Origin of the sequence: Stutzerimonas chloritidismutans (assembly GCF_020783375.1) — a bacterium.
GTDB classification, from domain to species: Bacteria; Pseudomonadota; Gammaproteobacteria; order Pseudomonadales; family Pseudomonadaceae; genus Stutzerimonas; species Stutzerimonas kunmingensis.
Genome location: NZ_CP086067.1, coordinates 2,177,515 through 2,199,688 on the forward strand (window position 1 = coordinate 2,177,515; position 22,174 = coordinate 2,199,688).

Here is a 22,174-nt window from a genome sequence, read left to right on the forward strand (position 1 = left end):
TCAGCCCGCCGCTTTGCGGAGAAAAGCCAGCAACGCGACCTCTTCGGCGCTGAGCCACTTGCGTTTGCGCGCGGCGCGCACATCAGCCAGCTCGCCTGCGCTGAAGGCTTGCAGAATCGCCGGGTGGATGTAGCACTGGCGGCAGACCGCAGGGGTGTTGCCCAGCTGGCTGGCGACCTGCTTCACCGTCTCGACCAGATTCTGCTTGGCGACGGCTTCCGTGGATGCGTCCAGCTTGCGTAGCCGTTCCAGTGCCAGCGCGCTTCCGGCCCAGGTGCGATAGTCCTTGGCAGTGAAGTCGCGGCCGGTCATCTCGCGAAGATAAAGGTTCACGTCGTTGGAGCTGACCGCGCGGCGCTGACCATCTTCATCCAGGTACTGAAACAGCTGCTGGCCCGGCAGCTCCATGCAGCTGCGCATCAGCCTGGCCAGCCGACGGTCGCGCAGGGTGACTTCGTGCTCCACGCCGCTCTTGCCTCGAAAGTGGAAGCGGATCGAGGTTCCTTTGACATCCACGTGACGCGTACGCAGGGTCGTCAGCCCGTAGGATCGGTTGTCCCTCGCATAGCGCGAGTTGCCGATCCGGATCAGGGTCGACTCCAGCAACATGACCACCAGGGCCATGACCTTCTCACGCGCCATGCCGGGTCTAGCCAGGTGTTTTTCCAGATCGCGGCGCAGTTTCGGCAAGGCTTCACCGAACTCGAGCATTCGTTCGTACTTGTCGCTGTCGCGAATCTCTCTCCAACGCGTGTGATAGCGGTATTGCTTGCGTCCACGGGCGTCGCGCCCGGTCGCCTGAAGATGCCCTTGAGCATCCGGGCATATCCATACGTCACGATAAGCGGGTGGAATCGCCAGCTTGTTGATGCGACGAATTTCCTCCTCGTCGCGAATGCGCTCGCCGTTCGGCTCGAAGTAGACGAACTTGCCGCGCAGTCGCCTGCGGCGGATGCCTGGCTGGGAATCATCGACGTAATGCAGGTCCGGCGGCAGTGTTGGGCACAGCAGCGTACCGGTGTCGCCGGTCTCATCGGCAGGAACAGGGCGAGTGCCCTCGGCCAGGGGCACCGGGTCGTCCATCAGGGTGTCGTTGCGCATGTATGACCGTTCCCGCTATGGCCTCGTCGGAGTAGCTACCGGCGAGGCTTTTGGATGGGCTCAACTATCCTTTTCGTTGCTGTTGCGCATCAGCAATCGAATGGCTGCGACCAGCTCGTCGATGGCTTCGCGATAGAGCTCGGGTTTGGCTTCGGTTTCAGCCTGATCGGCATGTTTGCGCGCGGTGTCGAGGTGGTCGTTGATCGATGAATAGTCGCCAAGCATGGTGTGCTCCTGCTGCAGTGAGTAGAGAAGGCGTATCCAGGAAGCGAATTCCGGCGCCTCTAACAACTGACCGGCCAGCAGGATGGGGGTTCTGACCGTGTATCAGCGCGATCTCTGTGTGGAAAGCGCCTTCGACCAGGTTGGATTGGAACACCGCGGGCATTGTTGGCTTTGCTGGCTCTCCAGCGCCTGAGGAAAACCGCAGCGGCTGCAGGCGTACATGCCGGCCGCCGGCACCTGGCGGAAGACCGGCCGGTATTCCGGCGGGAGGACGGACAATCCAGGGCGTACCGCATGGTCTTCATGGAAGAACAGGCTGACGTTGCCATCGTTCTCGAGAATGCCGAGCCTTACCTGGCCGAGGTGCTCGACCCCTTGCTGGCGCAGCTCCATGAAGAATTCATCGGCAGAAATGTTCAGGCTGTCGAGGCTGCGCAGCTCATAGATGCCATCGCGAATGATGGTGACGGGACGGCCTTCGAGCCAGGCTTCGAATCGCGGGCTGCGATTCATGAAGAACACCGTGAGGCGGTACAGCGCCAGCAGGGTGGCGAACACCGCTGCGACCGGCAGCAACGGCACGTCTTCGTAGAATGAAACGTCGCCCGCGGCGGAGCCGAGGGTCAGGATAATCACCAGCTCGAACACCGAAAGCTGGCGAATGCCGCGACGGCCGCTGACCTTGAGAAAGACGAATACGGCAACGAAGGCCAGCAGTGCCCGCAGCGCCACTTCGGCGACGAACATCAAGGGAAATTCGTGCAGAAGCATGCGCTGCATGTCAAAGGGGGTCATCTTGAATCGTCCTTCCAGGCATTCGGTGCGATTTCTTCAAGCTCGGCTTTGGCTGACGCCGACGTCCACCAGGGTCAATGCGCGGCTGCTATCTCGAATTCCAGGTTGATTCCGTCACCGCTGCCGTCGCCCACCACCGAGCCGGTTGCGGGCTTGTGGCTGACGGCTCGACCGTCATAGAAATCGCTCAGGTGCCGCTGTGCGATTTCGCCTATATGCGTGATCAGGCCCGGCATCTGGGCATCTCGCGGCACGATGAAGTGCAGTGTGACGGTATGGGCGCCCGGCTCTTGCGCAAGGTCGGCGAGGCCGCAGCTTTGCCATTGATCGTTGACGTACGCTTCTGCACCTTTCATGAGCTTCTCCTGTTTCACGTGTTGTTGTTTAGGACCGTTAAACACGCGAATGGATCAGTAGAGCAGTTGGCGTAGCCGAATTCGGGGCATGAAAAAAGGCCTGGGGCACCGCCGCAGGCCTTTGTTCGTTGCAAGCCATGGTTACTCTGGCATGTGCCAGGGCGACAGATGCGCGCCGTCGCGGCTCAGCTGTGCGCGAGTCTGTTCCAGGGTTTCGCCGAGCTTCACGGGATCGGTGAACACGCTGCTGGACATCTTGCAGCGGCCTAGCAGACGGGCCTCGTCGCGGTCGACGACGGTGATGCTGACTTCACCGTTTCCTTCGGGCAGCGTCCAGGCAACGCACTGGAAGGGCTTGAACGCGCGGTCGGTGATCAAAAGGGCTTCATTGATACGCAGCGGGGTGTGCATGGGGCATGTCTCTCTGTGTGATACCCAAAATACCTGCAGCCAAGCTCGTTGGCGTTGGCCTTACATTGCAGTTGATGTACCCAGAGGACTGACGAGTCACATGCGAGTTCGAAAAAATTTGAAGGGCTTTGCAATTAGCCAAAAGTATAACGTTGACGCCTGGCCGAGTCGGCTTAGTACGTTTGAGCTAACTCCCTGTAAATATTGAAGAACTTCGCAACGGCATGCGCAGCGTGAGGGAATCGGCGCGGGACGCAAAAAAAATCCCGTGCGACAACCTGTCGCGACGGGAAATGTATCGAATCTCTAAGGGCGTGCTCCGCGATGGAGCGTGGGGCGGGGCGCCTGCTTCGTCGAAGTGCCTGCGGCCTGCTCATCTGGCGGGCCGCAGGCAGAGGGTTTATCAGACCTTGAACTGGCTCAGCAGACGATTCAGCTGATCGGCGAGTTCGCCAAGGCGCTTACCAGCTTCACTGGACTGCTCGGCAGCCAGGGTGCTTTCCTGCGCCAGCCCGGCCGCCTGGGTCACGTTCTGGTTGATGTCCTCGACCACGTGGGACTGTTGCAGCGTGGCACTGGCGATGGATGCGTTCAGGCCTGAGAGGTTGCGCAGCGCCTGGGCAATTTCGCCAAGGCTCTCGCCGGCCTGGCTGGCTTGCTCTACGGTGAGCTGGGAGGCGCGATTGCTTTCCATGATCACGTTTACCGCAGCGCCGGAGTTCTTCTGCAGGCGTTCGATCATGCTATGTATCTCGGCAGTCGATTGCTGCGTGCGCTGCGCCAGCAGACGAACTTCGTCGGCCACCACGGCGAAACCGCGGCCCTGTTCACCGGCTCGGGCAGCTTCGATCGCGGCATTGAGCGCGAGCAGGTTGGTCTGCTCGGCGATTGAGCCGATCACTTCCAGTACCGAACCGATCTTGGTGGTTTCATCAGCCAGCGACTGAATCACGTCGACGGCCTGGCCGATGGTCGCGGAAAGCTCGTCGATCTGCTGCAGGCTCGTTTCGATATTGCGCTGACCCTGGCCCGCCTGATTTTCGGCGTTGCCGACTTCGCTGGAGGCATGCTCGGCGTTCTTCGCGACTTCCTGTACGGCGTAGGTGACTTCGTTGACGGCCGTGGCGACCTGCTCCATTTGCAGCATCTGCTGCTGGCTCTGCTCATGGGCCTGACCGGAAAGCTGGCTCAGCGAACGGGAGGATTGGTCCAGCGCGCCGGCTGTCTCGAACAGCTGACCGACCACGGTGCGCAGTTTCTGGGTGAAGCGGTTGAAGTCACGGCCAAGGGTGCTCAGCTCGTCGTTGCCGGATACATCCAGAGTACGCGTCAGATCGGCTTCGCCACTGGCGATATTCGCCATCGCCGACATGGTGTGGCGCAGGGGGCGCACGATGCTGCGGATCAGGATCGCCACCAGCACGGCCATGATTGCCGAGATAAAGAGGCCGATCAGGGAGAAACGAGTCAGATAGTTCCAGAATTCCTGCTCGACATCGTCCACGTAGATGCCCGAGCCGATGATCCAGCCCCAAGGCTTGAACAACTGCACGTAGGAGATCTTCGGCACCGGATCTGCCTCACCGGGCTTGGCCCACATGTAGTCGACCAGACCAGCCCCGTCCCGCTGGGCGATCTTGACCATCTCGTTGAACAGTTCCTTGCCTTCCGGATCCTTGATCTTCGACAGGTCCTGACCGTCCAGCTTCGGCTGCATCGGATGCATGATCATGGTCGGGCCGAGGTCGTTGATCCAGTAATAGTCCTGACCGTCGTAGCGCAGCAGGCGGATCTGCTCCATGGCCGCCTTCTGGGCTTCACTCGTGGTCATGGCGCCACTGGTCTCCTGTGCCCGGTAGTACTCAAGCACGCCGGATGCAGCCTCGACTATGTTCCGAGTTGCTTCCTGCTTGCCACGATACAAATCGGCGCGGACCTGCTGAATCATCAGCATGCCGAGGATGAACAGCATGACGACGGCGACCACGGGGATCAGCCAGAGGCGCTTGCTAATGGGAACGTTGCGCAGCAGATTCATGAATAGGGCTCCTGATGGGACTTTCTTATCGTTTTGTTCTGGCTGATCGGTGGGTCTGTCGCGCCGCTGTCGACCTTCTGAATGCGGTCGTTTCGCGGCACCCTGTATAGCTTTTCGGCCGCCCGTGGCTAAAAATGAGCCCCGTTTCGTTTGCAGAGGAATTTAGTTCTCTCGAACGAGTCAGAACAGCCGGCCAGATGGCTTTCTGACATATACCTTGGTTGCATTGAGTCGCGATGGGCTGCATCGCTTTAGGGGAATAGATGGATCTTTGGGTTGCGATTCAGGCGTTGATTCTGGGCGTGGTCGAGGGTGTAACCGAGTTTCTGCCGGTATCCAGTACCGGTCACCAGATCATTGTTGCGGACCTGATCGGTTTTGGTGGCGAGCGGGCGCTGGCCTTCAACATCATCATTCAGCTCGGGGCAATTCTCGCGGTGATCTGGGAGTATCGGCGCAAGATCCTGGACGTAGTGATTGGCCTGCCCAAGGAGTCTCAGGCACAGAAGTTCACCTTGAACCTGCTGATCGCCTTTATGCCTGCAGTTGTCCTCGGTGTCGCTTTTGCCGACCTGATCCACGAATACCTGTTCAACCCCATCACCGTAGCCACCGCGCTGGTGATCGGCGGTGTCGTGATGCTCTGGGCCGAACGGCGTGATCACATCATTCGTGCCGAAACGGTCGACGACATGAACTGGGCACTGGCACTGAAAGTCGGCTTCGCCCAGTGCCTGGCACTGGTGCCCGGCACCTCGCGGTCGGGGTCAACCATCATTGGCGGCCTGCTGTTCGGCCTGTCGCGCAAGGCGGCTACCGAGTTCTCGTTCTTTTTGGCCATGCCGACCATGGTCGGCGCGGCGGTGTACTCCGGCTACAAGTACCGCGAGCTCTTTCAGCCGGGCGATTTCGCCGTGTTCGCGGTCGGATTCGTCACCTCGTTCATCTTCGCGATGCTTGCAGTGCGGGCGCTGCTCAAGTTCATCGGCAATCACAGCTACGCGGCGTTCGCCTGGTACCGGATCGGCTTCGGCCTGCTGATTCTGGCTACCTGGCAGTTCGGGCTGATCGACTGGGCCAGCGCCCAGGGCTGATCCATCGGCGCGATGTCGCGGCCTTCGCCCTGCTGATACAGCGCACACGCGCGCCTGGCTTTGCCATAGTGAGGCCTCCAGTCAGGAGGCCTCATGAACAGTACTGCGGACCATTTCCAGCTCGACCTGAACGGTATATCGCTCAGTCTTTATAGCGCCGGACCCGAAGAGGGCAGGCCTGTTTGGCTGCTGCATGGCTTCCCCGAGTGTTGGTATTCCTGGCGCAATCAGATCGATTCACTGGTGGCGGCTGGTTATCGCGTGTTCGTTCCCGAGATGCGTGGCTACGGGCTCAGCGGCGCGCCAGTGGACGTCTCGGCCTACGATGTGCTGACGCTGTGTGGGGACGTTCGTGCGGCCATGGATCATTTCGGTCACCGGCAGGTGGCGCTAATCGGGCACGACTGGGGCGCAATGGTCGCCTGGTATCTCGCGTTGCTGGAGCCGGAGCGGGTCACCGCGCTGGTGACCATGTCGGTGCCCTTCGCCGGAAGACCGCGGCGGCCTGCGACCGAAATCATGCGCGAAGCCAGCGGTGATCGATTCAACTACATCCTCTATTTCCAGCAGCCCGGTCGCGCCGAGCGTGAACTGGATGCCGACATTGATCGTACCCTGCGCCTGTTGATGTATTACCAGGAAAGGAACCTGTTGCTGCAGAACAAACCGGCCGACGGCACCTTGTTCGAGGACGACATGCAGCCGGGGCTGTTGCCCGATTGGTGCTCAGAAGACGATCTGGCGGTGTATCGGCAGACGTTCGCCGAGCACGGTTTTCGCGGTGCGCTGAACTGGTATCGCAACTTCGAACGCAACTGGCAGGTTACCGAGCCACTGCAGGGGCGCAAGATCACGCAGCCGACCATGTTTTTGATCGGCGACCATGACCCGGTTGGTGAGCTCGAGGCCTACACGCTGAAGAAGATGCCAGAATGGGTGCCTGATCTGGAACGGCACGAACTGGCTCCGTGCGGCCACTGGATTCAGAACGAGCAGGCGGGGAGGGTGAACGCGCTGCTGCTGGACTTTCTCGGCAGGCGCTTTACCTAGCTGAAGCACTGCGCCGCGCGTTACCGAGAGTTGCCTATGAATCTGCAGCGCCCTCGATGAAGGCGCTGCGATACGCGGGCAGGGTGAGGATCAGACGATTACGCCCTGGCTGCGCAGGTAGTCATCGTAGCTGCCGCTGAAGTCGGTCACGCCGTTCTCCGACAGCTCGATGATGCGGGTCGCCAGCGAGCTGACGAATTCACGGTCGTGGCTGACGAAGATCAGCGTGCCCGGGTAGTTCTCCAGCGCGAGGTTCAGTGCCTCGATGGATTCCATGTCGAGGTGGTTGGTCGGTTCGTCCATCACCAGCACGTTGGGCTTCTGCAGGATCAGCTTGCCGAACAGCATGCGGCCCTGTTCGCCACCCGAGATGACCTTGACCGACTTGAGGATCTCGTCGTTGGAGAACAGCATGCGGCCGAGGGTGCCGCGCACCAGCTGCTCGCCGCCCTGAGTCCACTGGCTCATCCAGTCGAACAGACTGACGTCATCCTCGAAGTCATGGGCATGGTCCTGGGCGTAATAGCCGTAGTCGGCGCTTTCGGTCCATTTGACGCTGCCGCTGTCCGGGGTCAGTTCGCCAACCAGGGTGCGCAGCAGGGTGGTCTTGCCGATACCGTTCGGACCGATGATCGCCACGCGCTCGCCGGCCTCGACGGTGAAGCTGAAGTTCTTGAACAGTTCCTTGTCGTCGAAACCCTTGGACAGGCGCTCGACGGTCACTGCCTGGCGGTGCAGCTTCTTGGTCTGCTCGAAGCGAATGAACGGGCTGATACGGCTGGACGGCTTGACCTCGGCCAGCTGGATCTTGTCGATCTGCTTGGCGCGGCTGGTGGCCTGCTTGGCCTTGGAGGCGTTGGCCGAGAAGCGGCTGACGAAGGTCTGCAGTTCGGCGATCTGCGCCTTCTTCTTGGCGTTGTCCGACAGCAGCTGCTCGCGCGACTGGGTCGCCGCGGTCATGTACTCGTCGTAGTTGCCCGGGAACAGGCGCAGCTCGCCGTAATCAAGGTCCGCCATGTGGGTGCAGACCGAGTTCAGGAAGTGGCGGTCGTGGGAAATGATGATCATGGTGCTGTTACGCGCCGTGAGGATCGTTTCCAGCCAGCGGATGGTGTTGATGTCCAGGTGGTTGGTCGGTTCGTCCAGCAGCAGCACATCCGGATCGGAAAACAGCGCCTGGGCCAGCAGTACACGCAGCTTCCAGCCGGGAGCGACTTCGCTCATCGGGCCGAAGTGCTGTTCCAGCGGAATACCCAGGCCAAGCAGCAGTTCGCCGGCACGGGATTCTGCGGTGTAGCCGTCCATTTCGGCGAACTCACCTTCGAGTTCGCCGACTTTCATACCATCCTCTTCGCTCATTTCCGGTAGCGAATAGATGCGGTCGCGCTCAGCCTTAACCTTCCACAGTTCCTCGTGGCCCATGATCACCGTGTCGATCACGTTGAATTCTTCGTAGGCGAACTGATCCTGGCGCAGCTTGCCCAGGCGCACGTTCGGCTCGAGCATCACCTGGCCGGCGGACGGCTCCAGATCGCCACCGAGAATCTTCATGAAGGTCGACTTGCCGCAGCCATTGGCGCCGATCAGGCCGTAGCGGTTGCCACCGCCGAATTTGACGGAAACGTTTTCGAACAGCGGCTTGGCACCGAACTGCATGGTGATGTTGGCGGTGGAGATCAAGGGCGTACCTATCAATGACGTGTGGCTGCGTGAATCAGGCTGATACCGATCCGATACCAATACTCAGCGGTCCAGCTCGCTCCGACAGGGAGCTGGTCGATCCAGCGATTCTTGAGGTGAATGACAACGGTGGGCGTTTGCGCCTGCTGCCGGATGAATGCGGGGTGGCTACCGAACTCCAGCCGCGCATTGTCGCATAGCTGCACTGGCCGGCGTAAGGAGAGGCTGACGAGGCAACCCGGAATCGCCCGGTAGCGGTCGTCGAGCTCGAGCGGATGCGAATCGTTTCATTGACACCCGGATGCCAAACAGAGAGCATTGTTACGATATAACATCGATATCTGAGTTAAAGCATGAATAACGCAAGTGCGGTAGTGAAATGGGCGGGTTGTGGAGCGGCATTGATGCTGGCGGGTGCGCCGCTGGCTGTGGCGGAGGACGCGGCGGTACTGGATTCGGTCATCATCACGGCCGATCAGGAACGCGCCGATGGACCGGTTCAGGGCTACCGCGCCAAACGCACGCGCAGCGCGACGAAAACCGACACACCCATCGAGGAAATACCCCAGTCGATCAGCGTCGTTCCAGCATCCGTGCTGCAGGATCTGGACAGCCCGCGCGTTGAGAAGGCGCTGGACTTCGCCGGCGGTGTCGCCAGGCAGAACGACTTCGGTGGCCTGACCATGTACGAGTACAGCGTGCGCGGGCTGACCACCGGAGAGTTCTACAAGGACGGTTTCAGCGTCAACCGCGGCTTCATGAACCCACCGGACGCTTCCAATATCGAGCGGGTCGAAGTGCTCAAGGGGCCTTCGGCCAGCCTTTACGGACGCGGTGATCCGGGCGGCACGATCAATATCGTCAGCAAGCGCCCGCAGCTGGACAGCTTTGCCCGTCTCGATCTCAGCGCCGGTCGATGGGATCGCTATCGCACTGCGCTGGACGTGAACACGCCGCTCGATGAAGACGGCAACATGCTCTATCGCATGAACATCGCCATCGAAGATGGCAATAGCTTCCGCGATCATCGCGAGGCTGAGCGCCAGTTCGTCGCGCCGTCCTTCAGCTGGGAGCTGAGCCCTGATACGCGGCTGCTGGTGCAGGCAGAGGTGGTGCGCAACCGCCAGACCTTCGATCGCGGCGTGGTCGCGCCCGGTGGCGACCTGGGCAAGGTGTCCCGCTCAGCGTTCTATGGCGAACCCTCGGATGGGCCGATCAGCAACGACAACGAAACGCTGCAGGCCGAACTCGAACACGACCTCAACGAAGTCTGGACGCTACGCCTGGCCAGCCACTACAAGCAGGGCCGGATGGATGGCTACGCCACCGAAGCGGCAGAGGTCGCAGCAGACGGCCGCACGCTGACCCGCAACCTGCGTTATCGCGACTACGACTGGCAGGACGCAATCACCCAACTGGAGCTGCGTGGGCGCTTCGATACCGGTTCGATCGAGCATCAGCTTTTGATCGGCACCGAGTACGAGCGTTACGCTCTGAGCGAGTTCATGCTGCGCTCCAACAACCTGCGCACCATCGATCTCTACAACCCGGTCTACGGTGCGCCACGTCCGGCATTCAACCCGGCGCGTACGGTTGACCGAAACGAGCTGGTGCATAGCCGGGCGCTGAATCTGCAGGATCAGATGCGCTTCACCGACAAGCTCTTCGGGGTCATCGGCGCCCGCTATGACCACTACGAACAACGCCTGGACAATGAGGTTGCTGGCCGGCGCACCGAGCAGACTCATGAAAAGGTCACGCCTCGTGTCGGTGTGCTCTATCAGCTGATACCGGAGGTCGGGCTGTTCGCCAACGCCTCGCAGTCGTTCAAGCCGAACAATGGCGCGGACTTCAGCGGCGCCACGTTCGATCCGGAAGAAGGCGTGGGTTATGAGGCAGGGGTCAAACTCGACCTGTTCGACGGCCGTTTGGGGCTCACCGCCGCAGCGTTCCATCTGACCAAGGAAAACGTCCTGACCAGCGATCCGGCGAACGACGGTTTTCAGATTGCCGCCGGCGAGGTGCGCAGCCGCGGGATTGACCTGCAGCTGGCCGGGCAGCTGACCGATGCGATTCGCGTGATCGGTGGTTACGCCTACGTGGATGCCGAGGTGACTCGCGACAACACCCTGGCCAGCGGCAGCCGGCTGCTCAACGTACCGCGCCACAGCGGCAGCCTGCTGACCACCTACGAATTCCTCGATGGTGATCTCAGCGGACTCTCCCTTGGCGGCGCCGTGAACTACGTGGGTGATCGGGCAGGGCAGGCCGATAGCGACTTCGAGTTGCCGTCGTACACGACCGTGGACCTGCTGGCGCGCTACAAGGCGACGCAAAAGCTGACCCTCGGCGTGAACCTGAACAACGCCTTCGACCGGACCTACTACGAGCGCTCCTACAGCAATGTCTGGATCATGCCGGGTGAGCCGCGCAACCTGAGCGTTAGCCTGTCCGTGGAGCTCTGAGCCTGTACTCAGCGGGCAGTGACGCCCGCTGATTTCGTCGGCTTACAGCCAACCCTTCTCCTTGTAATAACGCTCGGCGCCCTCGTGCAGTGGCGCAGTCAGTCCGACGCGAATCATGTCTTCGGCCTTTAGATCGGCAAAGGCTGGATGCAGGCGCTTGAACCTATCGAGGTTGTCGAATACCGACTTGACCAGCTGATAGACCACCTCCGGGTCGGTCTTGCTGGTGGTCGCCAGCACGGCTTTGCCGCCGATCGATGGAATGGCGCCTTCCACGCCCGGGTAGAGCCCTGCGGGGATTTCCACGGCGCTGTAGTAATCGGCCTTGGCCAGCAGGCTGTCGATCTCGGCGCCCTGCACGGGAATGATCCTGCCCTTTACATTGGTCAAGGCTTCCTGGATCGCACCGCTCGGATGGCCGACCACATAGGTGATGGCGTCAAGGTTGTTGTCACCCAAGGCGGAAGCCATTTCCGCCGGTTTGAGTTCCGCGGCCAGGGAGAAGCTGGCGTTGGTCCAGCCCTTGGCCTGCATGACCTCCTCGAAGGTGTCGCGACTACCCGAGCCGGGCACGCCGATGTTTACCCGCTTGCCTTCGAGTCCGGCCAGATCGGTGATGCCGCTGTCGTTGCGAACGACCACGGTGAGAATCTCCGACTGCAGCGAGAACACCGCGCGCAGTTCGACGGCGCCTTCATTGTCGAAGGGCGCCAGGCCTTGTAGCGCCTTGTGCTGATGGTCGGATTGGATGAAGCCGAAGTCGTACTCGCCTTTGTGTAACGACACGATGTTGGTCACGCTGCCCGCGGTCGAGGGTGCGTTGCATTTGATGGCGGGCTTCACCTCGGCACGATTGAGGAAGCGGCACACCGACTGGCCGGCGGTGTAGTACACGCCGGTCTGCCCTCCGGTGCCGATGGTGACGAAGCGCTCCTGTGCCAGCACGCTGGTGCTCGCCAAGGCGCTGGCGAGCACGCCGGCCAGGGTGATGCCGAACAGGCCGTTACGGATCTGGTGGTTCATTGCGGTTCCCTCTTGTTTGTATTGTGGGTGGTTGCAACTGTGGTTGGCCGGCGCAGGAACGATAGACCGCTGTGGTCAGGCGCGCGCAGCGATCACCATGATCTCGACCAGCACCTCGGGCGAGGCCAGACGCGCCTGTACCGTCGCCCGTGCCGGTGCGCAGCCTGCTGGCAGCCAGTCGCTCCAGACCTCGTTCATGGCGGCGAAGTCGGCGTCGATGTCCTTCAGCCAGATCTGCGCGCTGAGCAGGTGCTCGCGACTGGATCCGGCGGCGGCCAGCAGCCGGTCGATCTTCGCCAGCACCTCGCGGGTCTGTCCTGCGGCATCCAGGCCGCGGTCGTCCGGCACCTGGCCGGCGAGGAACACAAGATCTGCATGAATGACCGCGGCGGACATTCGCGGATTGCTCTCGATGCGTTGAACGGGCATATCGGTTTCCTCTTTGAGTGGTCAGGCGGGCAGGCTCAAGCCGTCCAGGGAGACAGCAGGTGGTGATCCGCCGATTACGCTGGAGAGCAGGTCGGCGCTGCCACAGGCCAGGGTGAAGCCGAGGCTGCCGTGGCCGACGTTGAGCCAGAGATTGTCGAATCCGCTGCGGCCGATCAGCGGCGTACCTTGGGGCGTCGCCGGGCGCAGGCCTGCCCATTGCCGCGCGCGTTGGTAGTCGCCGGCACCGGGGAAGGTCGCACTAGCCAGACGTTGCAGGGTGGCGATGCGCCGCTGGTCGAGCCCGGCATCCCAGCCGGCGATATCCACCATCGCCGCGACGCGCAGCTGGTCATCGAGGCGGGCGTAGACGACCTTGTTGTCGTAGTCGGTGACGTTGGTTTGCGGCACGCGGTTCTGGTCGGCCAGCGCAACGGTCAGGCTGTAGCCCTTGAGCGGATAGATCGGCAGGTCGATACCCAGTGGCCGAAGCAGCCCGACGCTGCCGGTGCCGGCCGCCACTACCAGATGGTCGATGGCGACTTCATCGTGCCCAAGCACGACCGCGCGGACGCGCTTGCCTTCGGTGCGCAATGCGCTCACCGATTGGCCGGTATGCAGATGAAACGCAGGCGATGCCCGCAGTCGTCGCAGCAGTTCGGTGCAGAACAGATGGCAGTCGGCAACCTCGTCGCCGGGCGAATAGATGCCGCCGTGCAGCGATGCCGCCAACGGCGTCAGCGCCGGCTCGACGTCGATGCATTGCGCGGCGTCCAGTAGCCGCTGCCCTGATTCGTCGTCGATGGCCGCTGCGCCCTTGTGCAGGCTGTGTTGATCGCGATAGATCACCAGTTTGCCGTTGGCGCGCCAGGCGAAGCCGTCCAGCTGGTCCTGCTCGCGCCAGCTGCGCAGGATCTGCTGGCTGTGCAGGGCGAGCCGCAGCAAGTGAGCCGCGTTGCGCCGGTTGACCGAACGCCGGCACGCCAGCAGGAACTGCAGGCACCAGCGCCACTGATGCAGGCTCGCCTGCGGTCGGAAACGCAACGGGGCATCGGCTCCGCGCAGCATCCAGCCAATCGCCTGCAACGGCACGCCGGCATCGGCCAGGGGGGAAACGTAGCGATAGCTGAGCTGCCCGCCATTGGCGAAGCTGGTTTCCAAGGCGACATCGTCGCGCCCTTCGATCAGCTCGACACTGTGCCCCTGGCGCACCAGTGAATAGGCGGTGGCAAGCCCGATAACGCCTGCGCCGATGACTGCTACCCGCATGCAACTGCTCCTCCGACTCGATCAGCGCAGCCTAGGCCGCGTGCCAGCGAGGCGGCCAATGAAAGGATGGAGCGTTCCCATAACCTGCGGTTATGCTCGATTGACTGAAGGGGGACATGCATGCGGCTGCGTCATATCGAACTGTTCCAGGCGATCCTGCAAACCGGCAGCCTGACGGCCGCGGCCGAGCTGCTGCATATCTCCCAGCCGGCGGCGAGCAAGATTCTCAAGCATGCAGAGCAGCAACTGGGCTTTGCGCTGTTCGACCGGGTGCGCGGCAAGCTGCAGCCCACCGCCGAGGCGCGGGTACTGCAGCAGCAGACCGAACGCCTGGCCATCGACCTGCAGAATCTTCGGCGGCTAGCTGACAGCCTCGGCCGGGGCGAGGAGTGCGCCCTGCGCCTGATCTGCACGCCGGCGCTGGCTCAGGCGCTGCTGCCACAGACGTTGCGCACCTGGCGCGAGCGATTTCCACGTACGGTCTGTCAGCTCGCCACGCAGCACACGGCGGAAATCGTCGAGGCCCTGCTACTGCGTGAAGCCGATCTCGCGCTGACGTCACAGGCGGTGGAGCATCCGGGACTGAGCAGCCGGCTATTGGCAGAGGGACGCATGCACGTGATTGCGCCGCCTGGCTGGTGGTCGCCGGATGAACTGCACAGGCCGCTGCGGCTGCAGGCCTTGGCGGGTAAAGCGCTGATCGGCATCGATGCCCGCGATGCGCTGGGCAGCCTGTTGCGCGGCCACATCGAGGAGCTCGATCCGCCGCCGCGCGTCGTTACCTGGGTGCAGACCTATCAGCTGGCGCGACAGCTGGTGTCTGCGGGGCAGGGCGTGGCGCTGGTCGATCCGTTCACCGCGCTGGCGGCCACTGGCGGCGAGGTGCAGACCCGTCTGCTCGAGCCGGCCATCAGCGTGCCGGTCTATGCGTTGACCCGTGTTCACGAGCAACTGTTGCCGGCGCAGGCGATGCTGCTGGAGCAGCTCGGTGCCCAGGCCGAGCGACTGCTGCTGCATGATGGGCACAACTGAGCGGTCGCGCGCTACCATGGCGGCTTTTGCGCCGGACGATCATGCACGCCGACTCGCCCCTTGAACGTTATCAGCAGGCCATCGTGCAAGACGGTTTCTTGGCCGACGCGGCTCAACAGCGCGCCGTTGCACGGCTTCAGGCCTGTTATGAGGCGCTTGTTTCAGGTGCGGACCTCCCGCTCGGCGTCTACCTATGGGGACCGGTCGGGCGTGGCAAGACCTGGCTGATGGACCTGTTTCACGCAAGCCTGACGGCTCCGTCGCGGCGGCAGCATTTCCATCACTTCATGCGCTGGGTGCATATCCGGCTGTTCCAGCTCAACGGCACGGCGGACCCGTTGCAAGCATTGGCCAAAGAGCTTTCGGAAGAAATTCGCGTGCTGTGCTTCGACGAGCTGTTCGTCGGTGATATCGGCGACGCGATCATCCTTGGGCGCCTGTTCCAAGTGCTCTTCGAGGACGGCGTGGTGATCGTCGCCACCTCCAACCAGCCGCCGGAGCAGCTGTACGCCGACGGCTTCAATCGCGAGCGTTTTCTGCCGGCCATCGATGCCATCGTGAAGCACATGCATGTGCTGGATGTGGATGGTGGCGCCGATCACCGCCTGCGTCCCGGCGCTGCGTTGCAGCGCTACTGGATCGCCCCGCTCGACGGCGCCACTGCGTTAGCCGCGACGTTCGAGGCGCTGTCCGATGGCGCGGTCAGCACCGAGCCACTCGCCCTCAGCCGTCGCCAGCTCGACGTCGTGCGGCGCAGCGAATCGGTGCTCTGGTGCCGCTTCGCCGACCTCTGCGAGCAGCCGTTCTCGGCTCTGGATTTCATTGAACTGTGCGACCGCTTCGCAGCGATCCTGATTGGTGACGTGCCTAGGCTCGGCGGCACGCAGCGCGATGGGCGCATTGCCCGCGGCACCGAGGATGGAGCCGCGCGGGTGGCGGCGGGTGATCGCCAGTTGCCCAGGCTCGCCGCGCGGGATGATGCCGTGCGCCGCTTCATCGCGCTGGTGGACGAGTGCTACGACCGGCGGATTCCTCTCTATATCGAAGCCGAGGTGGCACTGGACGAGCTGTATACCGAGGGCTATCTGGCATTCCCGTTCCGCCGCACGCTCAGCCGTCTGCGGGAGATGCAGCTGCAGCGCTTTGGCTGAGCGCTGGCTCAGTCGCGGTAGAACACCTGCACCAGGTGGTAGCCGAACTGGCTCTTTACCGGGCCGTGCACTTCGCGCAGCGGCTTCTTGAAAATCACCTGATCGATGCTGCGCACCATCTGCCCCGGGCGCACTTCGCCGAGGTCGCCACCTTTCTTGCCGGACGGGCAGGTCGAGTATTTGCGCGCCAGCACGTCGAATGCTTCGCCATTGGCGATGCGCTTTTTCAGCTGCGCGGCTTCGGCCTCAGTCTTGACCAGAATGTGGCGGCACATGGCTTTGGGCATGCTCGGTGTCCTCGATTGCACAGGGGCGCGATTGTAGTCGTGCCGCTGCGAATGTCGACCGGGATACCGCTTCGATGCAGCCGATTTGTGACCGATCGGTCGACGAGTGGTAGTTTTATCGCTCCGCGTGATAGCGCTAACATTCGGCCAAACAAGCAAAACAATGGATTCCTCGCATGCCTTCAGTGCATACCTCAAAGGCTTCCGCGCTTCCGGTGCTGGTCGTCATGGGCGTCAGCGGTTCCGGCAAGACGGACACCAGCCACACCGTAGCCGATGCGCTCGGCCTGCCGCATATCGAAGCGGACAACTTTCATCCGGCAGAGAACGTGGCGCGCATGCGTGCCGGCACGCCGCTGTCCGACGCCGATCGCGTGGAGTGGCTGCACGCGCTGATCGCCGAAATGCAACGCACCCTAGCGGCGGGCAGCGGCTTCGTGCTGGCTTGCTCGGCGCTCAAGCGCAGCTACCGGGAGTTGCTGCGCAGTGCGGTCCCGGAGCTGCGTTTCGCCCATCTGGCCATCGATTACGAAACCGCCATACAGCGAGTCGGTGGGAGGGCGGGGCATTTCATGCCGATTTCCCTGGTCGACAGCCAATTCGCCACCCTCGAATCACCCGAGGGCGAACCCGGTGTATTGACCGTGGATGCCAGCCAGCCCCGCGAAGTCGTTCTGCGCCAGATCGTCGATTGGATGCAGGGCGCCGGTCTGAATGAGCTTATTGAAACCCGTGTCGATCTTTCTTCGTGTCCGTTTGATAGCGCTACCACGGCGCCGCCTTTGACCAACGAGCCGATCTACAGTGGCACGGTCGCGCAACACTTCGACCGTCTGACCGACTGGCTGATGGCCGCGCTGATGGCCTTCATGGTCATCGTGGTGTTCTCCAGCGTGGTGCTGCGTTACGCCTTCGGCACTGGTTGGACCGGCGCTGAGGAGCTGTCGCGGCTGGCGTTCGTCTGGCTGGTGTTTGTCGGCGTCGCTTCGAGCATGCGCCGCGGCGAGCTGATGAGTTTCTCCATGCTGCGCGACCGTTTCCCGCGGCTGTTCCGCCGCGTCGTCGACTCCGTCAGCTGGCTGCTGGTGGCAGCTGCGAGCTGCCTGGCGGCCTGGGGTGGCTGGAACCAGATGCAGTTCGGCTGGACCATCAACAGCCCGGTAGTCGGTTATCCGCTGGGCCTGGCGATGTTGCCCGTGGCCGCCAGCATGGTCGCGCTGGCGGTACTGGCGCTGGTGCAGCTGGTCAATGTCTGGCGGCGCGATCAGCCATCGGCCACCGCCGCTGCGAATGTCACCGCGGACTGAAGCGACGCCGCATTCAGAACAATACGGGCACTGCCCAACCGAGGACCTTGTATGACCGTCGTCGTCTTCCTTTCATCGCTGCTGGGCTTCATGACGCTTGGCATGCCCATCGCCTTCGCGCTGCTGCTCACGGGCTCGGTGCTGATGTGGTACCTGGATTTCTGGGACGTGCAGCTGCTGGCTCAGAATCTTCAGGCCGGCGCTGACAGCTTCCCGCTGCTGGCGGTGCCGTTCTTCATCCTGGCCGGCGAACTGATGAATGCCGGCGGCATCTCGCGGCGCATCATCGCCATGGCGCAGGCCTATTTCGGTCACAAGCGTGGCGGCCTGGGTTACGTGGCGATTGCCGCCTCGGTGCTGCTGGCCAGCATGTCCGGCTCGGCATTGGCCGATACCGCCGCGCTGGCGACGCTGCTGCTGCCAATGATGCGTGAGCGCGGCTACCCGTTGAGTTCGTCATCGGGCCTGGTGGCGGCGGGTGGAATCATCGCACCGATCATTCCGCCGTCGATGCCGTTCGTGATCTACGGCGTGGTCACTGGCACTTCGATCAGCCAGCTGTTTCTCGCCGGCATGGTGCCGGGGCTGATCATGGGCATGGGCCTGATCGTGGCCTGGACGCTGATCGCCCGGCGGATCGACGAACCGAAGCAGGAAAAGGCCAGCACTGCAGAGCGCCGCCGCGTGCTGGTCGACGGTGCTGCCGCGCTGATGCTGCCGGTGATCATCGTCGGCGGGCTGCGTGGCGGTCTGTTCACCCCGACCGAAGCGGCGGTGGTCGCCGCCGTCTACGCCCTGGCCGTTTCGACCCTGCTGTATCGCGAGCTGAACTGGGCCGGACTGGTTGAGGTGCTGACCCGTGCCAGCCGCACCACGGCTTCGGTGATGTTCCTCTGCGCCGCCGCAACCGTGTCGGCGTACATGATCACCCTGGCGCAGCTGCCCGACGAGATCGCGGCGATGCTCGGCCCGCTGGCGCAGGACCCGAAACTGCTGATGGTCGCCATCATGCTGCTGATGATCGCCGTCGGCATGGTGCTGGACCTGACGCCGACCATCCTGATCCTCGGTCCGGTGCTGGCGCCGATCGCGATCAAGGCCGGCATCGACCCGGTGTACTTCGGCGTGATGTTCGTGCTGATCGGCTCCATCGGGCTGATCACGCCACCGGTGGGCACCGTGCTCAACGTGGTCGGCGGTATCGGCCGATTGCGCATGGAAACCCTGGTGCGCGGCGTGATGCCGTTCTTCCTTATCTATCTGGTGATCGTCGGGCTGCTCATCGCCGTGCCTTCGATCATCACCGTGCCCCTGGCCTGGCTGCGGTAGCGCCGGTCTTGCAATTCAAGCGCTCAACAACCCAACGTCCAACAACAAGAAGGTAACGCGACATGAAACGACTTCTCATCAGCACCCTGGCTGCCGCCTTGCTCGGCAGCACACTCAGCCTTGGTTACGCGCAGGCGGCGGACGACATCCGCCCACGCATGATCCGCTTCGGCTACGGGCTCAACGAAGACAGCAACCAGGGCAGGGCGGCCAAGCTGCTGGCCGAGGAAGTGGCCAAGGCCTCGGGCGGCAAGCTGAAGGTGCGTACCTTCGCCTCCGCCAGCCTCGGTTCGGACGACCAGATGCAGAACGCCCTTATCGGCGGCGCGCAGGAAATGATGGTCGGCTCGACCGCGACGCTGGTCGGCATCAGCAAGGAGATGGCGGTGTGGGATACGCCGTTCCTGTTCACCGACCCGCGCCAGGCCGATCAGGTACTGGACGGTCCCGTGGGCCGGCAGGTGATGGACAAGCTCGAGGAGAAAGGCCTGGTTGGGCTGGTGTACTGGGAGAACGGTTTTCGCAACGTGACCAATAGCGCCCGGCCGATCGAAAAGTACGAAGACTTCAACGGAATCAAGCTGCGCGTGATGCCCAATCCGGTGTTCATCGACACCTTCAAGCGCATGGGCGCCAACGCGGTGCCGCTGCCGTTCTCCGAGCTGTTCACGGCGCTGGAAACCAAGGCGGTGGACGGCCAGGAAAACCCGTTCAATACCATCCTCTCGTCCAAGTTCTATGAGGTGCAGAAGTACCTAAGCGTGACCAATCACGTCTACAGCCCCTGGATCGTCACGGTTTCCAAGCGCTGGTGGGATGGGCTGTCCGCGACCGAGCAGGGCATTCTCATGGACGCCGCGAAAAAGGCACGGGACGCCGAGCGCGAAGACACCCGCCGCGAGGCCAGCCAGGCATTGGCGACGTTGAAAGAGCGTGGCATGCAGATCAATGAGGTCAGTGCCGACGAGATCCAGCGCATGCGCGAGAGGGCGCAGCCGGCGATCCAGACGGTGATCGACGCGGTCGGCCAGGAGCTGTTCGACCAGGTGCAGGCCGAAGTGGAGAAAGCGTCCCAGTAGGGCGCTGCCTTCCATACCGCTGATAGAATTCGCCGCCTTCAGATGCTGGATTGATCATGACCACACGCCGACGCCGCTCTGCCGAGCGGGTAACCCTCTCGGATGTCGCACGGAGTGCCGGCTGCTCGCTGATGTCGGCATCGCGCGCGCTGTCGCAACCGGATCTCGTTTCCGATGCATTGCGTGAGCGTGTCGAGCAGGCGGTCAAGGCGCTCGGCTACGTGCCGCATCCGGCGGCGCGCAGCCTGGCCAGTTCGCGTTCCAATCTGGTGGCGGTGATCATCCCCTCGCTGTCCAACGCGGTGTTCGTCGACACGGTCGAGGCCATCCAGCGCGTGCTGATGCCGGCGGGCTACGAGATGATGATCGGCGTCAGCCACTATCGCCCCGAAGAGGACGAGCGGTTGCTGCGCGCCTACCTGGCCCATCAACCGGCCGGCTTGCTGATCACCGGGTTCGAGCGCAGCGATGCCGCGCGTGCAGTGCTGGCCAACTACACCGCACCGATGGTCACCCTGATGGAGCTGAGCGAGCGACCGGATGACTACTGCGTAGGCTTCTCGCAGCTGGAAGCCGGCGTGGCCATGACCCGCACCCTGCTCGAGCGTGGCTACCGTCACGTCGCCTTCGCCGCGGCGCAGCTGGACCCTCGGACCCTGCAACGCGCCGAAGGCTACCGTCAGGCCATGCGCCAGGCCGGACGCTACGAGCCAACACTGGAACTGCTGACGCCGCAGCTGTCGTCCATCGGTCTTGGCGCAGAGCTGCTGGATCGGCTGCTGGCGCAGCATTCGCAGATCGACGCGGTGTTCTTCAACAACGATGACCTGGCCCTCGGCGCCCTGTTTCGCGCCCATCAGCTGGGGCTCGAAGTGCCGGGGCGGTTGGCAATTGCCGGTTTCAACGACTTGCCGGCGGCGGCCTGGATGCATCCGGCGCTGAGCACGGTGCGCACCCGGCGTGGCGAGATCGGCGAGCTGGCGGCGCAGATGCTGCTGAGCCTGATGCGGGGTCAGCAGCCTGCGGAGCGTTGTATCGATGTGGGCTTCGAAGTGGTGATGCGCGACAGCGCCTGAGGCGGGCTTTCACCCGCCAGCGCGTCAAAGATCCTGCTGCGCGGTGACCTGCTGGGCGATCTCGATCATCTGCTCGCGCATCCAGCGGTTGGCTGGATCCTGATCGGTGCTTTCATGCCAGTAGATGTGGGTTTCCAGCGGCATGATGTCCACCGGCAGGTCGATCTGGTGCAGGTTGTGGCGCCGGGCGAAACGCTCGGGAACGGTCACCGCCATGTCGGTCTGGTCGATCACCTGAGTCGCCATCAGGTAGTGCTGCGAGCGCAGGGCGATCTTGCGCTGCAGACCCATCTTGCCCAACGCCAGATCCACCAGACCCAGCCCGCTGCGGCGGCTGGAAATGTGGATGTGCGACAGCGACAGGTACTGCTCCAGGGTTAGCTTGTCCTTGGCCAGCGGGTGGCCGCGGCGCATGGCGCAGATGTAGCGATCTTCCAGCAGCTTGACGTGGCGCACCTGCGGGTCGGTATTGAGCGGTGCATCCATGGCGAAATCCAGGCGGCCGGCAGCCAGTTCCTTGGTGGTTTCACGGCGCTTGGCCAGCATGCTCTCGATCTTCACGTTCGGTGCCAGACGGCGCAGGCGCTGGAACAGCGGCGGCAGCATGACCGCCTCGGTAAGGTCGGTCATGCTGATGCGGAAGGTCTTGTTCGCCTGCGCCGGGCTGAAGGTCCGGCTTTCCTGCACCGAAACCCGCAGCAGCTGCAGCGCATTGCGCACCGGGCCGATGATGTTCTGCGCCATTGGCGTCGGCACCATGCCCTGCGCGGTGCGCACGAACAGCGGGTCGTTGAAGGTCTCGCGCAGGCGGGCAAGGGCGTTGGAAACCGCGGGCTGGGTGATGCCGACGATCTGCCCGGCGCGTGTCAGGTTCGCTTCGGTGTAGATGGCGTCGAAGACGATGAATAGATTCAGATCGACCTTGTTCAGGTTCATTGTTGTGCTCTCCGGCGTGTATCGGAATTCGCCGATCATATATC

The 22,174-nt window shown here is 62.8% G+C and carries 21 protein-coding genes; 9 read left to right on the forward strand and 12 right to left on the reverse strand.

Annotated elements, in window-relative coordinates:
- The 6 genes from LLJ08_RS10155 to LLJ08_RS10180 all read right to left on the reverse strand — a co-directional run bounded on the left by LLJ08_RS10155 (nt 1) and on the right by LLJ08_RS10180 (nt 4,926).
- Nucleotides 1-1,101: a DNA topoisomerase IB gene (locus LLJ08_RS10155; RefSeq protein ID WP_090520381.1), complete on the reverse strand. Its 1,101-nt coding sequence runs from the start codon at nt 1,099-1,101 to the stop codon at nt 1-3.
- Nucleotides 1,102-1,161: 60 nt separating this feature from the next.
- Entirely contained in the window at nt 1,162-1,326 is a 165-nt protein-coding gene (locus tag LLJ08_RS10160; RefSeq protein WP_003300414.1) for a hypothetical protein, read from the reverse strand.
- A 102-nt stretch (nt 1,327-1,428) separates the two neighbouring features.
- Nucleotides 1,429-2,121 (reverse strand): DUF421 domain-containing protein, encoded by a 693-nt coding sequence (locus LLJ08_RS10165; RefSeq protein ID WP_014820153.1) that lies wholly within the window; start codon nt 2,119-2,121, stop codon nt 1,429-1,431.
- Between the two features lie 74 nt (nt 2,122-2,195).
- Nucleotides 2,196-2,477, reverse strand: a complete 282-nt coding sequence (locus LLJ08_RS10170) for a hypothetical protein (protein WP_104097720.1) — start codon at nt 2,475-2,477, stop codon at nt 2,196-2,198.
- A gap of 141 nt (nt 2,478-2,618) precedes the next feature.
- Nucleotides 2,619-2,888 carry a hypothetical protein gene (locus LLJ08_RS10175; RefSeq protein ID WP_003300411.1) on the reverse strand — a complete coding sequence of 90 codons (270 nt, stop codon included), beginning with the start codon at nt 2,886-2,888 and terminating at the stop codon, nt 2,619-2,621.
- 403 nt (nt 2,889-3,291) lie between these two features.
- Nucleotides 3,292-4,926, reverse strand: a complete 1,635-nt coding sequence (locus tag LLJ08_RS10180) for a methyl-accepting chemotaxis protein (RefSeq protein WP_228208865.1) — start codon at nt 4,924-4,926, stop codon at nt 3,292-3,294.
- Between the two features lie 263 nt (nt 4,927-5,189).
- Between LLJ08_RS10180 and LLJ08_RS10185 the strand changes: the two genes are divergently transcribed.
- Together LLJ08_RS10185 and LLJ08_RS10190 are read left to right on the forward strand one after the other, a co-directional pair.
- On the forward strand, nt 5,190-6,020 hold the full coding sequence (locus tag LLJ08_RS10185) for an undecaprenyl-diphosphate phosphatase (RefSeq protein WP_014820156.1): 831 nt from the start codon (nt 5,190-5,192) through the stop codon (nt 6,018-6,020).
- Nucleotides 6,021-6,113: 93 nt separating this feature from the next.
- Nucleotides 6,114-7,070 (forward strand): alpha/beta fold hydrolase, encoded by a 957-nt coding sequence (locus tag LLJ08_RS10190; RefSeq protein ID WP_228208866.1) that lies wholly within the window; start codon nt 6,114-6,116, stop codon nt 7,068-7,070.
- 90 nt (nt 7,071-7,160) lie between these two features.
- On the opposite strand, the gene LLJ08_RS10195 is transcribed toward LLJ08_RS10190, so the two are convergent.
- Nucleotides 7,161-8,750 carry an ABC-F family ATPase gene (locus tag LLJ08_RS10195; RefSeq protein ID WP_014820158.1) on the reverse strand — a complete coding sequence of 530 codons (1,590 nt, stop codon included), beginning with the start codon at nt 8,748-8,750 and terminating at the stop codon, nt 7,161-7,163.
- Between the two features lie 404 nt (nt 8,751-9,154).
- On the opposite strand from LLJ08_RS10195, the gene LLJ08_RS10200 reads away from it, so the two are divergent.
- Nucleotides 9,155-11,215, forward strand: a complete 2,061-nt coding sequence (locus LLJ08_RS10200) for a TonB-dependent siderophore receptor (RefSeq protein ID WP_228208925.1) — start codon at nt 9,155-9,157, stop codon at nt 11,213-11,215.
- A gap of 42 nt (nt 11,216-11,257) precedes the next feature.
- Here LLJ08_RS10200 and LLJ08_RS10205 read toward each other — a convergent pair whose 3' ends face one another.
- The 3 genes from LLJ08_RS10205 to LLJ08_RS10215 all read right to left on the reverse strand — a co-directional run bounded on the left by LLJ08_RS10205 (nt 11,258) and on the right by LLJ08_RS10215 (nt 13,933).
- Nucleotides 11,258-12,238 (reverse strand): TAXI family TRAP transporter solute-binding subunit, encoded by a 981-nt coding sequence (locus tag LLJ08_RS10205; protein ID WP_228208867.1) that lies wholly within the window; start codon nt 12,236-12,238, stop codon nt 11,258-11,260.
- Between the two features lie 75 nt (nt 12,239-12,313).
- Nucleotides 12,314-12,667 (reverse strand): RidA family protein, encoded by a 354-nt coding sequence (locus LLJ08_RS10210; protein ID WP_090520339.1) that lies wholly within the window; start codon nt 12,665-12,667, stop codon nt 12,314-12,316.
- Between the two features lie 21 nt (nt 12,668-12,688).
- Nucleotides 12,689-13,933 carry a D-amino acid dehydrogenase gene (locus LLJ08_RS10215; protein WP_228208868.1) on the reverse strand — a complete coding sequence of 415 codons (1,245 nt, stop codon included), beginning with the start codon at nt 13,931-13,933 and terminating at the stop codon, nt 12,689-12,691.
- A 120-nt stretch (nt 13,934-14,053) separates the two neighbouring features.
- Here LLJ08_RS10215 and LLJ08_RS10220 point away from each other — a divergent pair, with 120 nt between their 5' ends.
- Both LLJ08_RS10220 and zapE read left to right on the forward strand, forming a co-directional pair.
- On the forward strand, nt 14,054-14,965 hold the full coding sequence (locus tag LLJ08_RS10220; protein WP_228208869.1) for a LysR family transcriptional regulator: 912 nt from the start codon (nt 14,054-14,056) through the stop codon (nt 14,963-14,965).
- Between the two features lie 41 nt (nt 14,966-15,006).
- Complete coding sequence (gene zapE, locus LLJ08_RS10225) at nt 15,007-16,116, forward strand: cell division protein ZapE (RefSeq protein ID WP_228208870.1); 1,110 nt, start codon at nt 15,007-15,009, stop codon at nt 16,114-16,116.
- An 8-nt stretch (nt 16,117-16,124) separates the two neighbouring features.
- Here the strand turns inward: zapE and LLJ08_RS10230 are convergent, their stop codons facing one another.
- Entirely contained in the window at nt 16,125-16,403 is a 279-nt protein-coding gene (locus tag LLJ08_RS10230; protein ID WP_003285081.1) for a peptidylprolyl isomerase, read from the reverse strand.
- Between the two features lie 176 nt (nt 16,404-16,579).
- Between LLJ08_RS10230 and LLJ08_RS10235 the strand changes: the two genes are divergently transcribed.
- The 4 genes from LLJ08_RS10235 to gntR all read left to right on the forward strand — a co-directional run bounded on the left by LLJ08_RS10235 (nt 16,580) and on the right by gntR (nt 21,194).
- Complete coding sequence (locus tag LLJ08_RS10235; RefSeq protein WP_228208871.1) at nt 16,580-17,710, forward strand: gluconokinase, GntK/IdnK-type; 1,131 nt, start codon at nt 16,580-16,582, stop codon at nt 17,708-17,710.
- Nucleotides 17,711-17,761: 51 nt separating this feature from the next.
- Nucleotides 17,762-19,039: a TRAP transporter large permease gene (locus tag LLJ08_RS10240; protein ID WP_226686650.1), complete on the forward strand. Its 1,278-nt coding sequence runs from the start codon at nt 17,762-17,764 to the stop codon at nt 19,037-19,039.
- Nucleotides 19,040-19,101: 62 nt separating this feature from the next.
- Nucleotides 19,102-20,118, forward strand: coding sequence for a TRAP transporter substrate-binding protein (locus LLJ08_RS10245; RefSeq protein WP_228208872.1), 1,017 nt, complete (start codon nt 19,102-19,104; stop codon nt 20,116-20,118).
- 56 nt (nt 20,119-20,174) lie between these two features.
- Nucleotides 20,175-21,194, forward strand: coding sequence for an HTH-type transcriptional regulator GntR (gntR, locus tag LLJ08_RS10250; RefSeq protein ID WP_228208873.1), 1,020 nt, complete (start codon nt 20,175-20,177; stop codon nt 21,192-21,194).
- 24 nt (nt 21,195-21,218) lie between these two features.
- Here the strand turns inward: gntR and LLJ08_RS10255 are convergent, their stop codons facing one another.
- Nucleotides 21,219-22,130, reverse strand: a complete 912-nt coding sequence (locus LLJ08_RS10255; protein WP_228208874.1) for a LysR family transcriptional regulator — start codon at nt 22,128-22,130, stop codon at nt 21,219-21,221.
- Nucleotides 22,131-22,174 lie beyond the last annotated feature (44 nt).

What these genes read in the sequence shown, in the direction of transcription:
- LLJ08_RS10155 (WP_090520381.1), bottom strand. Translation starts at nt 1,101, where the DNA reads ATGCGCAACGACACCCTGATGGACGACCCGGTGCCCCTGGCCGAGGGC.
- LLJ08_RS10160 (WP_003300414.1), bottom strand. Translation starts at nt 1,326, where the DNA reads ATGCTTGGCGACTATTCATCGATCAACGACCACCTCGACACCGCGCGC.
- LLJ08_RS10165 (WP_014820153.1), bottom strand. Translation starts at nt 2,121, where the DNA reads ATGACCCCCTTTGACATGCAGCGCATGCTTCTGCACGAATTTCCCTTG.
- LLJ08_RS10170 (WP_104097720.1), bottom strand. Translation starts at nt 2,477, where the DNA reads ATGAAAGGTGCAGAAGCGTACGTCAACGATCAATGGCAAAGCTGCGGC.
- LLJ08_RS10175 (WP_003300411.1), bottom strand. Translation starts at nt 2,888, where the DNA reads ATGCACACCCCGCTGCGTATCAATGAAGCCCTTTTGATCACCGACCGC.
- LLJ08_RS10180 (WP_228208865.1), bottom strand. Translation starts at nt 4,926, where the DNA reads ATGAATCTGCTGCGCAACGTTCCCATTAGCAAGCGCCTCTGGCTGATC.
- LLJ08_RS10185 (WP_014820156.1), top strand. Translation starts at nt 5,190, where the DNA reads ATGGATCTTTGGGTTGCGATTCAGGCGTTGATTCTGGGCGTGGTCGAG.
- LLJ08_RS10190 (WP_228208866.1), top strand. Translation starts at nt 6,114, where the DNA reads ATGAACAGTACTGCGGACCATTTCCAGCTCGACCTGAACGGTATATCG.
- LLJ08_RS10200 (WP_228208925.1), top strand. Translation starts at nt 9,155, where the DNA reads ATGCTGGCGGGTGCGCCGCTGGCTGTGGCGGAGGACGCGGCGGTACTG.
- LLJ08_RS10205 (WP_228208867.1), bottom strand. Translation starts at nt 12,238, where the DNA reads ATGAACCACCAGATCCGTAACGGCCTGTTCGGCATCACCCTGGCCGGC.
- LLJ08_RS10210 (WP_090520339.1), bottom strand. Translation starts at nt 12,667, where the DNA reads ATGCCCGTTCAACGCATCGAGAGCAATCCGCGAATGTCCGCCGCGGTC.
- LLJ08_RS10215 (WP_228208868.1), bottom strand. Translation starts at nt 13,933, where the DNA reads ATGCGGGTAGCAGTCATCGGCGCAGGCGTTATCGGGCTTGCCACCGCC.
- LLJ08_RS10220 (WP_228208869.1), top strand. Translation starts at nt 14,054, where the DNA reads ATGCGGCTGCGTCATATCGAACTGTTCCAGGCGATCCTGCAAACCGGC.
- zapE (WP_228208870.1), top strand. Translation starts at nt 15,007, where the DNA reads ATGCACGCCGACTCGCCCCTTGAACGTTATCAGCAGGCCATCGTGCAA.
- LLJ08_RS10230 (WP_003285081.1), bottom strand. Translation starts at nt 16,403, where the DNA reads ATGCCCAAAGCCATGTGCCGCCACATTCTGGTCAAGACTGAGGCCGAA.
- LLJ08_RS10235 (WP_228208871.1), top strand. Translation starts at nt 16,580, where the DNA reads ATGCCTTCAGTGCATACCTCAAAGGCTTCCGCGCTTCCGGTGCTGGTC.
- LLJ08_RS10240 (WP_226686650.1), top strand. Translation starts at nt 17,762, where the DNA reads ATGACCGTCGTCGTCTTCCTTTCATCGCTGCTGGGCTTCATGACGCTT.
- LLJ08_RS10245 (WP_228208872.1), top strand. Translation starts at nt 19,102, where the DNA reads ATGAAACGACTTCTCATCAGCACCCTGGCTGCCGCCTTGCTCGGCAGC.
- gntR (WP_228208873.1), top strand. Translation starts at nt 20,175, where the DNA reads ATGACCACACGCCGACGCCGCTCTGCCGAGCGGGTAACCCTCTCGGAT.
- LLJ08_RS10255 (WP_228208874.1), bottom strand. Translation starts at nt 22,130, where the DNA reads ATGAACCTGAACAAGGTCGATCTGAATCTATTCATCGTCTTCGACGCC.